Here is a 13,370-nt window from a genome sequence, read left to right as displayed (position 1 = left end):
ACGGCATCACAAGCCAGCCTGCCGCCGGCGGCCCTCATCGGGGGTCGCGGTCTTCGTCGTCGGGCGGGTCGGGCGGCGGCTCGTCAATGCTGTCGGCCGGCTGATCGATCGCCGGATCCTGGTCCGGATGACGCTCCGGATCGATCACCGGATCGCCCACGTCCGGCTCACGGCGGCGCCGGGCCGGATCGTCTTCGTCGAAGCCGGGACTGTGTCTGGGAACAGGATTGCCCATCACGACTTCCTCCCGATCGGGGCGTCGTCGACCCGCACGTCCGGGCGATCGTCGCCGGATGAATGTTCCTTGTGCCAGCGGCCGTCGCCATCCTCATATTCGATATCGACCGGCTCGCCCGGCCGGTGCTGGCGGGCCGCCACGCCCTCGGCCGCGATCACCGCTTCGTCATGGGAGGCGAAGGTCTCCGAGATGACGTCGCCCAGCTTATAGGCCCAGCCGCCATCATGCTGCACGATCTGGTAGTGAAGCTCAGCCATGGTGACCCTCCTGTGACCAGCAGGAAACCGGTCGCGCGCGCGAAAGTTCCCGCCGAACACCCCACGAAACCGCCTTTCGATCGATCGGCCGCCGGCCAGGGCGCTGACGGTCCGGCGGAACCGATCGGCGCGCCTTCCGTTGGTATGAAGCCACAGGAGGACACCATGACCAGCCAGGGAAAATCGCTCGCCGATCGCAAGGCCGACGACATGCAGGCCGAAGGCACCCGCGAGTTCGAGGCGGCGATCGCCGGTGCGGGCCCGGCCATGCCGGCAAAACAGGCAGGCCAGACGATCGACAAGGGTCTGATCGATAAGGATCTGATCGACAAGGATCTGCACAAGGCGCTCGAGGACACTTTCCCTGCGAGCGATCCGGTTGCCGCGACCTCGGCCGAGACCAAGCCCGGCGCCCCTTCGAAACCGCGCCGCGACGCCTGAACGGGCCCCATGATCGCCCGCCGCGGATGGACCGGCCGTTACTCTGATCGGGAACCTTCCGGGTCGACCTGCGTTGAATAGCCGACCGTGTGACTGCCGCAGACCCAAGCGGCATGTCGACACGAGAATCCGATCCCGCGAGGCTCACATGTCGACCCTGCTTCTGATCATCCTGGTCGTCCTGCTGCTTGGCGGTGGAGGTTATTTCGGACACCGGGCCTACGGTTCGAGGGGCCTCGGCGGCGGCCTCGGCACCGTTCTCGTCATCCTGTTGATCGTCTATCTGCTCGGTGGCCTGGGCGCCGGTATCTGATCCGCCCGACCAGGCCGGGCGCCCCGTTCCAATCACCTCGCCAAACACCTCGCTCCAAACACCTCGCTCAAGGCATCGAAACGGTGTGGACGAACAGCCGGTCGCGGGCGCTTGCCTGGCTGCTTCCCGGGCCATTGCCTTGGCCACCCGCCGGGGTCATGGAATTCGAGGCCGCCTCGCCCGCCGCCGCCAATCTTTGCCGCGCCTTGGCGACGACCGTCGCCATCCGGTTCTGGACATTGCGCCGCAGGCCGACCAGCACGGCCGGCGGGATATCCTCCTGCGCACCGATATTGGCGATCTCGGCGCCGATCATCTCCTCGAAACGCGCCAGCGTGGCCTCGGCCGCGGCCGGATCGAGCCGTCCCAGGGCCTCGGCGAGACGCCCGAAGCCTTCCTCCAGGAACAGACCCGTGATCGACAGGACATAGGGTCGCATCCAGGGTTCGTCGCGGGTCATGACACATCCTCGGGGGGATCCAAATCCCGAACGCGCAGGCCGGCACGTTGTTCCGGCCCCCGAGCAAAAACGCCTGGCCCGTGGTGGATTCGGACAGCCGGCCGGGAACCTCGGGGCAAGCGGCCTGTTGGTCTCCCGAAGAACCCATTCTCCCGAACAGCCCATTCTCCCGAACAACCCTGGAGGACGACATGGCGAACAGCCCTCATCCCGGCGGATCAAGCCGCGACGTCAACCGCGACGAACCCAACAAATCCGGCGGAACCGCGCGTGGCAATCAAGGCGAGGACCGCAACCATGGCGACATGGTCGGAGCGGGCAATTTCGCCGATCAGCCGGAGCGCGACGACGACGGCCTGGTGCGAGGGCCGCCGCCCAAGCCGCACAAGCGCTACAGCCAGGCCGGATAACCTCCGGCACTGATCCGAAATGCGACAACGACTAAGACACTGTTCGCGGCGGTGCGCCGAGCATCGGTCGCCGCGCGACGCAATGCGGCAATTGCCCCTCTGAAATGTCTGATCAGCTGTGGCTGTTGTCGATGGGAAACACCACCCGCCGAAACCGCAACCCCGCCTTACATTCTCCTTGCATCTCCCGCCAAAACTGTACGTCATGACGCTCCTTGACGCTTTTTTGGGGGGGAAGCGGCATGTCTCGAACCACAAGCCGGCCGCGACGGCTGTCGGGCGGATCTGCGGCTGACCTGCGCAAGGCGCTGTTGGCGGGCGCGGCTTTGCTGGCCGTCGCGACGACGGCCGCAGCACAGGTTCCGGTCAATTACAACGACGGAGACGTCAGTTCGGCGCCGATCGTCGTCGACGGCGTCATGGGGACGAACCTCATTGTCGTTGTGGGCACGGCCGAGCAGTCCGGTGTCATTTCGGGCGGACCGCACGCTCTCCTCAAGACTGGCGCGGGCACGTTGATCCTGTCGGGCGCGAATACCTATACGTTCCAGACCGATATCTACGAGGGAACGTTGGTCGCGGGCAATGATGCGGCTTTCAGCAACAGCATCGTCAATCTGGCCTTGGCAGGAGCGACCCTCGGTTATCTCGACGGCATCACCATCAACAACACGATTGGCATTGTCGTTTTCGGGGGCGCGGTCAATTTCGACGTCGCGTCGGGCCGGGCAACCCAGGCCGGCGAAATCACCTCGCCCTTTGCCGACGACCTGATCAAGACCGGCGCCGGCACCTTGGTACTGGCTGCGGCCAACCCCTTCCTCGGCGCCTCGCTTCGGATCGATGCCGGCACGATCGAGGTCGGCAATGCCGGAGCCTTGGGCGGACCAATCGGGGCTACCGCGCTCATCCTGAATGGCGGCGGTCTGCGCTCGACCGTCTCGGCGACCTTCGCCAACAGCTTCGTCTTCAATCCGGGCACGACCGGCACGGTTTCGGCGGCGGCGGGCCAGACGATCACCTTCGGCCCGGCTGGCGGAGGGAGCATCGCGCTCTTCGGCGCCGGCAGCACCGCCATTTTCGGCAGCGCCACCGACAGCGGGACGGTGGTCATCGCTTCCAACACGGTCATCGTCGATCCAGGTGCCATGCTGCAGGTCGCCGGCGGCACCTTGCGCGACGGCAATGGCCTGTTCGGGGGTCAGCTCTTCAACTTCGCGTCGGTGACGGTGAATTCGGGCGCGACGCTCGATCTCAACGGCTTCTCGGCTGGCATCAACAATCTGCTCGGCGCCGGCACGGTCCAGACCGGCATCAACCCCTTGTCCGTACTGGCCCTGCAGGGCGGCGATTTTGCCGGAGCCATCACCGGCGCCGGCGCGGTTCGGCAACTCGCCGGCGGCACGACCATTCTGTCCGGCGCCAACAGCTATTCCGGCGGCACCGCGATCGATCTCGGCGGCACGCTGCAACTTGGCACCCTGACGAGCGCCGGCTCGATCACCGGCCTGGTGACCAATGACGGCACGTTCAACATCGTCAACGGCAATACCAACGGACTGACCATCAACACCACCGGCGAGATGAACTTCTACAACGCGACGTCGGCCGGCAATGCCACGATCACCACCATCGCGTTCGGAGGCCTCGTTACCTTTCGCGACAACAGCACCGCCGGCACCGCCACGATCATCAACAACAGCGGGCTCGAATTTACCGACAGCAGCACGGCTGGCGCGGCGACGATCACCAATAGCGGCGACCTGCTGTTCAGCCAGCAGGCGCGCGCAGGCACCGCTGTCATCACCAACGGAACCGGCGGCGTCCTGTATTTTGGCTCGACCATCCTCGGCGGCACCGACACGGCCTCGGCTGACCATGCGACCATCGTCAACACGGCTGGCGGGCTCACCTTTTTTGGCGGCTTCGCGACGGCCGGCAATGCCACCATCACGAGCCAGTCCGGATCCGCGGTTTTCTTTGGTGAATCCAGCACTGCCGGCAGCGCCACGATCACCAACCAAGCCGACGCGGCCACGTTCTTCAGCGATTCCAGCACCGCGGGCAATGCCACCATCATCAATGAGGCCGCGGTCGGCCCGGCCTATGCCCTCTTGGTGTTCGACGGCTCCAGCACCGCCGGCAATGCCACCATCATCACCCGGAATGGCTCCGAGGTTTTGTTTGGCGGCAACAGCACCGGCGGCAATGCCCGGTTCATCACCGAGGCGGGCGGCCTGGTCGATTTCGGCTTCAGCTTCGGCCCGAACAATGACGGCCGGCTCAGCGCCGGCTCGATCGAAGGCGCCGGCGACTATTTCCTCGGTTCCAACCAGTTGACTGTCGGCAGCAACAACCGGTCGACCGAGGTGAGCGGCGTCATCGCCGACAGTTGCGGCTGCGGCCCGGGCGGCGGCTCGCTGGTCAAGGTCGGCACCGGCACGCTGACCCTGTCGGGCGCCAATACCTATACCGGCCCGACCATCGTCGAGGCCGGCACGCTGACGGTCAATGGCTCGCTGGTCTCGGCTGTGACCGTCAATGCCGGCGCCTGGCTGAGCGGCGTCGGAACCATCGGCGCATTGGATCTCAGCGGCAATCTGGCGCCCGGCAACAGTATCGGCACCATGACTGTGGCAGGCAATGCGACCTTCAATGCCGGTAGCGTCACCTTCATCGAACTTTCGGGGACGACGGCAGACCGGGTCAATATCGGCGGCACCGCAACCCTGGCCGGCGGCTTGCGGGTCGTCCTCGCCGGCAGCGGCTTCAATTTCACGACCACTTATACCGTGCTGTCGGCAACCGGTGGCCGGACCGGCACCTTCACCGACTTGAGCTCGACGCTGCCGGCCATCACGCCACATCTCACCTACACCGCAACCGATGTCCAACTGAGACTCAGCGCCGGCGCGTTGGTCCCGCTTCTGCCGGGCCTGCCGACCAATCCGGCCAATGTCGCGGCGGCGCTCGACCGCGCGGTCGCCGGCGGCGCCGATGTCTCGGCCTTCATGCCGCTCTACTTGCTGCCGCTGTCGTCGCTGCAACAGGCGCTCGCCGGACTGTCGGGCGAAACCGGTACCGGTACGCAGGACGTGGCGTTGCGGGCCTCCAGCCTGTTCCTCAACCTGATGCTCGACCCGATGGCCGGCGCGCGCGGGGCCCAGGCCTCGTCCGCCAGCCCGTCGCTGATCCAGATGGCCGATCCGCCGGTCGGCCGGCCCTTGTCGGCCGGGCGGGTCAGCGAAGGCTGGGCGATCTGGACCAAGGCCTTCGGCCAGGCCACCAAAATCAATGCCGATGCCGGCACTGGCGCCGCGGCCACTAATAGCGGCATCTATGGGGTTGCCGCCGGTGCCGACCGTCGCATTTCGCCGGAGACCCTGGTCGGTTTCGCGCTGGCCGGTGGCGGCACGTCCTACGGGCTCGGCGCGCGCGGCGGCGGCACCGGCGACCTGTTCCAGATCGGCCTTTATGGCTCCACCCGTCTCGGCAATGCCTATGTCTCGGCGGCCGTGGCCTATGGCTGGAACAGTTTCGACATCAAGCGCAACGTCAATCTGGCCGGCCCGGAGCTCTACCGCTCCAGCGTCACCGCGCAGACCTATGGCGGCCGGATCGAGGCCGGCTGGCGGTTCGGCCAGCCGGGCTTCGGCTGGACGCCTTACGCCGCGCTGGAAGCGATCGGCTATTCGGCGCCCCGCTACAGCGAAAGCTCGATCCCGGCGGGCGGCGTGTTCGGCCTGAACTTCGCCGGAAAAAGCGCGGCCTGGGTGCGCACCGAGCTCGGCGTCCGGCTCGACGGCCGGATGGTGCTGTCGCCCGGCACCGACCTGATCGCTTTCGGGCGCCTCGCCTGGGCCTATCAGCCGACCACCGAGCGGTCGCTGGATGCCCAGTTCCAGACGCTCGGCAATTCCGGCTTCACGGTGTTCGGCGCCCGCCCCTCCATGCATACCGCGCTCGCATCGGCCGGAGCGGAACTCAGGCTCGGCACGGGCCTCAGCTTCACCTCGTCGATCGAAGCCGAGCTCGGCGAGCGGCATCAGGCGATCCGCGGCAGCCTCGGCCTGCGCCACACCTGGTAAGGGCAGCACGCCTGCCGGCAAGGCCGGCATGGCGGCCAGCGCCGAGTTCGACTATGATTTTGCCGTTGCGAGGCCATTTGCCGGCGCGCCGAACAGGCGCAGTGCCCGGGCCTGAGGGTATGCCTGTTCGCACGGGTGCGCCTGCTCGACAGCGTGCAGCCCGAACGGCAATCGGCCGACCAGCGACATCCGATCTGCCCGCGGCGGCGGTCCACGCCTGGCAGAACCACCGGCATCGGCATTCCAAGCGGCGCGTCCAACCGGGAGCAACAGCCATGCTCGAGACCCTGCGGCCAGACCCGACCTTCTATCCCTCGCCCAAACTCGCCATGGAGGCCCCACGCGAGAACTATGCCTATGTGCTTTTGCTCTCGCCCGACTTCTCCAAGCCCGATGCGCTGGGCGTGGTCGACGTGACGCCTCATTCGACCCGTTTCGGCCATCTCGTCCATCAGGTGGAGATGCCCAACAAGGGCGACGAGTTCCATCATTTCGGCTGGAACGCCTGCAGCTCGGCACTGTCGCCGATGAGCGGCCACGGTTTCCTCGAGCGGCGGTTCCTGATCATTCCCGGCATGCGCTCGTCCAGGATCTATGTCGTCGACACCAAGCCGCATCCGACCAAGGCGAAGATCCACAAGATCATCGAGCCGGAGGACGTCTTTCGCAAAACCGGTTATTCGCGGCCTCACACCGTCCATTGCGGTCCCGAGGGCGTCTATATCTCGACCCTCGGCGGCAAGGGCGCCAACGGCACCGAGGGGCCTCCCGGCGTGTTCATCCTCGATTGCGAGAACTTCGAGATTCTCGGCCAATGGGAGATCGACCGCGGCCCGCAGCGGCTGCATTACGACTTCTGGTGGAACCTTCCCCGCGACTATGCGGTGTCGAGCGAATGGGCCCTGCCGCCGCAATTCGAGAATGGCATCGTGCCGGACGATCTCCTGGGCAACCGCTACGGCCACCAGGTGCATTTCTGGGATCTGCGCGGCCGCCGCCACATCCAGACGATCGATCTCGGGGCCCAGCACCAGATGGCGCTCGAAGTGCGCCCGGCCCATGATCCGGCCAAGGAATACGGCTTTCTCGGCGTCGTCGTCGACACCACCAATCTCGAAGGCTCGATCTGGACATGGTGGCGGGACGGCGGACGGTTCCATATCGAAAAGACCGCAACGATCCCGCCGGAGCCGACCGACGCAGCACTTCTGCCGCCCCTGTTGAAGGGTTTCGGCGCCGTGCCCCCGCTAGTGACCGATATCGACCTGTCGATGGACGATCGCTATCTCTATGTCGCCTGCTGGGCGACCGGCGAGTTGCGCCAATATGACGTGACCGAGCCCAGAAAGCCCGTCCTGGCCGGGTCCGTCCAGATCGGCGGCATCGGCAAGAACCGGCCGCGGCCGGGCGGCAAGCCATTTGCCGGCGGACCCCAGATGATCGAGATCAGCCGCGACGGCGAGCGGGTCTATTTCAGCAATTCGCTCTATTCGACCTGGGACCCGCAATTTTACCCCGAAGGCATCCCCGGCGCGCTCGTCATGGTCAATGTCGCCGCAGACGGGGGCCTGGCGATCAACCCCGATTTCCAGGTCGAATTCCCGCCCGGCTACGCCGCCCATCAGATCCGGCTGGAGGGCGGCGACTGCTCGACCGACTCGTTCTGCTACCCCTCGGCCTGAGGCGCCCGATGTAGCGACAGGAACTTTGGCGACACGGACATGGCGACAGAGACGGCGCTCTGGCTGGCGGTGGTCGCGAGCGGCCTCTATCACGGGCTGAACCCTGGGATGGGCTGGCCGCTGGCGGTCGCGGCGGGCATGACGGAACGCCGGCTCGGCGCGCTGATCGGCACCTTGGTTCCCTTGGGCGCCGGCCACCTTGCGGCGGTTGCCGTCGTGCTGCTGCCTTTCGCAGCGCTGAGCCTGCTGCTGGACTGGGCGCGCGAGATCAGGATCGGCGCGGGATTGCTGGTCGTCGGTTTCGCAGCCCTGCTCCTCTGCTATCCCGGCCATCCCAGGTTCATGGCCAGGATCCGGCCGACCCAGATCGCGCTGTGGTCGTTTCTGGTCGGCGTCCTGCACGGCGCCGGGCTCCTGCTCGTGCCGATCCTTCTGGGGCTTTGCACGGTCCCGTCGGCCGGCCTGCCGGGCCTGGCGGCCGGCCAGGCGCCAGGTCTTGCCGGCAATGCCGGCCTGGCGCTGGGCGTAACCCTCATCCACACGGCGGCCATGCTGGCCTCGGGCGGCCTCGTCGCCTGGACGGTCTACCGGCTCGTCGGGCTCGGGGCGCTGACCCGGTCATGGTTCGACCTCAGGATGCTCTGGGCGGCGAGCCTGGCGCTCGCCGGCTCGCTTGGCCTCTACGCCGCCTTCTGACGCCGATCGCCGCCCCGGCGCCCAGCCTTCCGCTCAGCGGTCGACCTCCCAGAACATCGGGTAGGACGACTGGATGAGATTGTTGAGGTGGCTGCGATAACCGGCGGGAATGGTGAACTGGCCCCACATGACGGATGGCGTCAGTTCATAGGCAACGGTCTGGATCTCGGCCGCGACGCGCTTGCGATCGTCGTCGCTGTCGGCCTTGGCGAATGCCTCCAGAAGCGCCGGCACCCGCTGGTCGCAGGACCAGCCGGGATAATCGGCGCAGGTCGACGCGATGTAGAAATGCGACAATGGTGAGATCATGTCGGTGCCGTTCGAATAGACCGAGAACATCGACCAGCCGTCCTTTTTGGCCCGGCGCGCCAGCACGGTGCCCCAGTCCATGGTCTGCTCGTCGACCACGAAACCGGCATTTTTCATGTTCTGCGCCAGGACATTGGCGGCGGTCTGGCTGATCGAGCCGGCGACCTCCAGCAGGATCACCGGCTGGCCGCGATAGCTCGTGGCCTTCAGTTCGGCCTTGGCCGCTTCGATGTCGAGGCGGGCGGTCTCGGAGCCGGCGGTGGTCGACAGCGGCGCGTCGCACATCCAGAACGACGGGCATTGCGGCGCGCGGAACTGCTCGGGAACGCCGATCGCGGTCAGCACCGAGGACTGGTCGGCGAGCTTCCACAGGACGCGCCGGATCGCCGGGTCGTCGAACGGCGGAAACTGGTGATTGAGCCGGAAATTGCCCTGAAACTGGTGGATGCCGCCAAGCCCCAGGAGATTGACCCCGCGGGCCCGCTGCAACAGCGGCAACATGTCGAAGGGCAGATATTGCATGTAGTCGATTTCGCCGCGCATCAGCGCGTTGGCGCCGGTCGACTGGTCCGGCATCACCCGGAGGTCGAGCTGGTCGATCTTCACCGTCTTGCCGCCGGCCAGGAAATCCGGCGGCTCGCGGCGCGGCACGTAGTCGGGATTGCGTTCCAGCACCATGAGATTGCCCGAGCGCCACAGGTCCGAGCGGAACCGGAACGGTCCCGAGCCGATCGGCGTGGTGATGCGCTGGTCGCCCGGCGTCCTGGCCAGCCGCTCCGGCATCATCACCGGCAAGGGCGCATTGGCCTTGCCGAGCGTCGCCAGCATGAGCGGGAACGGATGCTTGAGCTGAAAGGTGAAGCTGCGCGGGTCATTGGCGGTGAGCGCCCCGGTGGCGGCCGCCAGCATGCGGCCGAGCGCGTCGCGCGGCGCCCAGCGGTTGAGCGAGGCGACGCAGTCGGTGGCGGTCACCGGCTCGCCATTGTGCCAGCGCAGGCCGTCGCGCAGCTTGAACTTCCAGGTGAGCTTGTCGGCCGAGGTCTCGAAGGCCTCGATCATTTGCGGGCGGATGTCGCCCTTGCCGTCCATGGCGAACAGCGTGTCGAAGACATGGGTGCCGAAGGTCCGGGTGATGGCGGCCGTGGTGAAATGCGGGTCGAAAATGACCACTTCGGATTCCAGCACGACGTTGATCGATTTGGCGGCGCGCGCCTCGCGCGGTCGGATGACGCCGGCCGCGGCCAGAGTGGCGCTCCCGGCCAGCATGTTTCGCCGGCTCATCGTCGCGTCTGCCATGCTCGTCTCTCCTTGGCCTTCGAGAAATCCAAAGCGGGATTGGTCGAACGATTGCATGCACTGCCGGAGCGCCAAGCTGAGCCGGTTTCCTCCTTCCGCGCAACGGCTGATCGGCACCGACACCCATCTGCCGCAGGGCAGCCGTGAACCGCCCTTGGTGCACTGCGTCCTGCCTGGACGGGTGCCCCCTTCCCGGTCGAAGATCGGAAGCGGCAGCACTGTTGCCGTTCCGGGGAGCCCCCATGCAAGACGCCGATCTCCTGTTCATGTCCGCGACATCGGCGGCGGCGCTGATCCGCGCGCGCAAGCTGTCGCCGGTCGACTATGTCGAGGCCGTGCTCGGCGCCATCGCGCGCCAGCAGCCGCGGCTCAATGCCTTCGTCACCGTCACCGCCGCTGAGGCCAGGGCCGACGCGAAGCGAGCCGAGCAGGCGGTTGCGGCCGGCGAACCGCTCGGCCCCCTGCATGGCGTGCCGGTCAGCATCAAGGACCTGGTCGATGTCTCGGGCGTGCCGACCAAACACGGCTCGGCGATCTTCCAGGACAATATCGCCAGAGAAGACGATGTGCTGGTCGCGCGCCTGAAGGCGGCCGGCGCCATCGTCATCGGCAAGTCGACGACCCCGGAATTCGGCAACAAGGGCCTGACCGACAGCCCGAGCCACGGCATCACGCGCAATCCCTGGAATCTCGGGCGAACCTCCGGCGGGTCGAGCGGCGGCGCCGCGGCAGCGGTTGCCGCCGGCCTTGGGCCGATCGGCCTCGGCACCGACGGTGCCGGCTCGGTGCGCGGGCCCGCCGCCTGTTGCGGCGTCGTCGGGCTCAAGCCGACGCTCGGCGCGGTGCCGGCCGACACCACCCGCGACGCCTTCGGCAACAATATCTATGCCGGGCCGCTCGCCCGCACCGTCACCGACGCGGCGGTGATGCATGCCGTGCTGACCGGGCCATCGGCCAAGGATCCCTGGAGCATCAAGGGCCAAGATCAGCGGCAGCTCTCGCCCAAGCTGATCGGCGGCGATCTCACCGGCATCCGCATCGGCCATATCGCGCGCTGCGCCAATCCCCGGGTGGCGGCCGACGTGACAGCCAATACCCGCGCCGCGCTCGACGCCTGGGCCGCCATGGGCGCCGAGGTGGAAGAGGTGACCGACGCGATCGACTGGATCGAGCTCGAGGGGCGCATTCTCTACCAGGCGAATTTCACCGTGTTCTGCGCGCAATATCTGCCGCGCTGGCAGAACCAGATGGACCCGGTGACGCTCGCCTTCATGGAACGCGGCGCGACATTCAGCCTGGCCGACTTCCGCAATGCGCAATTTGCCCGCACCCGCCTGTTCCGCGCCATCCAGGCGCTGTTCGAGCGTTATGATTTCCTGGTCACCCCGACCAACACCCGCTCGGCCCTGCCGGTCGAATTCGACGCCGCCAATGACGAGGTCGAGGTCGACGGGGTGAAATGTGGCATCACCCGCCAAGGTTGGACCTCCTACCAATATCCGTTCAACCTGACCGGACATCCCGCGCTGTCGGTGCCTTCGGGCTTCGCCGCCGACGGCCTGCCGACCGGCGTTCAGATCGTCGGCCAGTGGGGCGCCGAGACCGACGTCCTGCGGCTCGGCAGCCTGCTCGAACAGGCCCGGCCCTGGGCCCAGCATCGCCCGGCCGGGCTGTGAGAGACCGATCATGAACGACGCCGACTGCTTTCTGACCATCGACCAGCTCCAGTCGCGTTATGCCGCGGCAACACTCACCCCGACGGGTGTCGCCATCCTGCATTTGCAGCGCATCGCCAGGATCGAGCCGGCGCTCAACGCCTTCCAGCTGATCGATGCCGACGGCGCGCTGCAGGCGGCCGCCGACAGCACCGCCCGCTGGCAGGCCGGCCGGCCGATCGGACCGCTCGACGGCGTGACGGTGACCATCAAGGACAATGTCGACATTGCCGGCTTCCCGACCCGCCACGGGTCGCTGACGGTGGAGGATCTGCCGGCCACCGCCGATTCACCGGTGGTCGCGCGGCTGCGCGAGGCCGGCGCGGTGATCCTGGGCAAGACCCGCCTGCCCGAATTCGGCTGGAAGGGCTTGACCGACGGCCCGCTGCAGGACGGACCGACCCGCAACCCCTGGAACCTCGGCCGATCGCCCGGCGGATCCAGCGGCGGCAGCGCGGCCTGTGTCGCCGCCGGCCTCGGCACTTTCGCCTTCGGCAATGACGGCGGCGGCTCGATCCGCATCCCCGCCAGTTTCTGCGGCCTGTTCGGCATCAAGCCGACCTTCGGCCGCGTGCCGCATCATCCGCAGGAAGGCCTGTTCGCGACCCTGGTCTCGGGCGGCCCCTTGACCCGCACCGTCGCCGAGGCGGTCGCCGTGCTCCAGGTGATGGCCCGGCCGGATGATCGCGACTGGTTCGCGCTGCCGCCGCCGGAGCCCGGCTGGCTCGCCGGCATGGCGCCGAAGCTCACCGGTCTGCGCCTGGCCTATTCGCCCGATTTCGGCGGCATCGCGCCGGATCCGGACGTGCGTGCCGGCATCGAGGCGGCGGTCGCCGCCTTGCGTGCCGCGGGTGCCGACATCACCGAGGTCGGTCCTGTCGTCAGCGATCTCGAGACGGCCTTCGGCGCGTTCTGGATCGCCGGATTCGCCCGCCGCCTGCGTCAGATCCCGCGCGAACGCTGGGACCAGCTGGATCCGACGTTCCGCGCGCTGGCCGAACGGGGCCTCGATGTCGGTGTCGACGCCGTGCTGACGGGCGAAGCCGCCCGCGCGGCCCTCGGCCGCGAGCTCGCCGCCTTCCATCGGGATTTCGACCTTTTGATCTCGCCGACCGTGCCGCGCGTCGCCGCGCCGGTGGAAACGGCCTATCACTCGCAAGGTTATGACCGCTGGCGCGACGCGGTGCCCTATACCCTGCCCTTCAACCTGACCGGCCTGCCGGCGGCGACCTTGCCTTGCGGCCTGTCGCCCGAGCGACTGCCGATCGGATTGCAGATCTCCGGGCCCAAATATTCCGAGCGGCTGATCCTGGAAGCCTGCCTGGCGGTCGAGCAGACGCTGGCCCTGCCGCAGCCGCACCCGGTGCTGATCGCCGCGCTCGACACGATCGGCTGATCATGATCCGGCATGACGGCGGCCCTGCACGACGGCCCATGGCCCGACGATGCCAGGGGCCGGACCGCT

The 13,370-nt window shown here is 67.4% G+C and carries 12 protein-coding genes; 8 read left to right on the top strand and 4 right to left on the bottom strand.

Annotated features, from left to right (window positions below; genetic code table 11):
• Positions 1-34 precede the first annotated feature (34 nt).
• Positions 35-235 carry a hypothetical protein gene (locus E8M01_RS28215; RefSeq protein ID WP_136963194.1) on the bottom strand — a complete coding sequence of 67 codons (201 nt, stop codon included), beginning with the start codon at positions 233-235 and terminating at the stop codon, positions 35-37.
• Complete coding sequence (locus E8M01_RS28210) at positions 235-495, bottom strand: DUF2188 domain-containing protein (RefSeq protein ID WP_136963193.1); 261 nt, start codon at positions 493-495, stop codon at positions 235-237. The genes E8M01_RS28215 and E8M01_RS28210 overlap by 1 nt, the downstream gene beginning before the upstream one ends.
• On the opposite strand from E8M01_RS28210, the gene E8M01_RS28205 reads away from it, so the two are divergent.
• The gene (locus E8M01_RS28205; protein ID WP_136963192.1) at positions 463-936 is read left to right on the top strand and encodes a hypothetical protein; all 474 of its coding nucleotides are present in this window, start codon (positions 463-465) and stop codon (positions 934-936) included. The genes E8M01_RS28210 and E8M01_RS28205 overlap by 33 nt on opposite strands.
• 148 nt (positions 937-1,084) lie before the next feature.
• Positions 1,085-1,249, top strand: coding sequence for a DUF3309 family protein (locus E8M01_RS28200; RefSeq protein WP_136963191.1), 165 nt, complete (start codon positions 1,085-1,087; stop codon positions 1,247-1,249).
• Between the two features lie 67 nt (positions 1,250-1,316).
• On the opposite strand, the gene E8M01_RS28195 is transcribed toward E8M01_RS28200, so the two are convergent.
• Positions 1,317-1,709 (bottom strand): hypothetical protein, encoded by a 393-nt coding sequence (locus E8M01_RS28195; RefSeq protein WP_136963190.1) that lies wholly within the window; start codon positions 1,707-1,709, stop codon positions 1,317-1,319.
• A gap of 191 nt (positions 1,710-1,900) precedes the next feature.
• On the opposite strand from E8M01_RS28195, the gene E8M01_RS28190 reads away from it, so the two are divergent.
• The 4 genes from E8M01_RS28190 (at position 1,901) to E8M01_RS28175 (ending at position 8,585) form a co-directional block, all read left to right on the top strand.
• On the top strand, positions 1,901-2,119 hold the full coding sequence (locus E8M01_RS28190; protein WP_136963189.1) for a hypothetical protein: 219 nt from the start codon (positions 1,901-1,903) through the stop codon (positions 2,117-2,119).
• Positions 2,120-2,361: 242 nt separating this feature from the next.
• Positions 2,362-6,207 carry an autotransporter domain-containing protein gene (locus E8M01_RS28185; RefSeq protein WP_136963188.1) on the top strand — a complete coding sequence of 1,282 codons (3,846 nt, stop codon included), beginning with the start codon at positions 2,362-2,364 and terminating at the stop codon, positions 6,205-6,207.
• A 275-nt stretch (positions 6,208-6,482) separates the two neighbouring features.
• Positions 6,483-7,889 (top strand): selenium-binding protein SBP56-related protein, encoded by a 1,407-nt coding sequence (locus E8M01_RS28180; RefSeq protein ID WP_136963187.1) that lies wholly within the window; start codon positions 6,483-6,485, stop codon positions 7,887-7,889.
• A gap of 39 nt (positions 7,890-7,928) precedes the next feature.
• A complete protein-coding gene (locus tag E8M01_RS28175; protein ID WP_136963186.1) occupies positions 7,929-8,585 on the top strand; it encodes a hypothetical protein in 657 nt (218 codons plus the stop codon).
• Positions 8,586-8,618: 33 nt separating this feature from the next.
• Here E8M01_RS28175 and E8M01_RS28170 read toward each other — a convergent pair whose 3' ends face one another.
• A complete protein-coding gene (locus E8M01_RS28170; RefSeq protein WP_136963185.1) occupies positions 8,619-10,190 on the bottom strand; it encodes an ABC transporter substrate-binding protein in 1,572 nt (523 codons plus the stop codon).
• Positions 10,191-10,432: 242 nt separating this feature from the next.
• Here E8M01_RS28170 and E8M01_RS28165 point away from each other — a divergent pair, with 242 nt between their 5' ends.
• On the top strand, positions 10,433-11,866 hold the full coding sequence (locus E8M01_RS28165) for an amidase (RefSeq protein ID WP_136963184.1): 1,434 nt from the start codon (positions 10,433-10,435) through the stop codon (positions 11,864-11,866).
• Between the two features lie 10 nt (positions 11,867-11,876).
• Entirely contained in the window at positions 11,877-13,301 is a 1,425-nt protein-coding gene (locus E8M01_RS28160) for an amidase (RefSeq protein WP_136963183.1), read from the top strand.
• Positions 13,302-13,370 lie beyond the last annotated feature (69 nt).

Source organism: Phreatobacter stygius, from assembly GCF_005144885.1.
Classification (GTDB): domain Bacteria; phylum Pseudomonadota; class Alphaproteobacteria; order Rhizobiales; family Phreatobacteraceae; genus Phreatobacter; species Phreatobacter stygius.
Note: the sequence above shows the minus strand (reverse complement) of the source record. Positions and strands in the feature narration are given on the sequence as shown.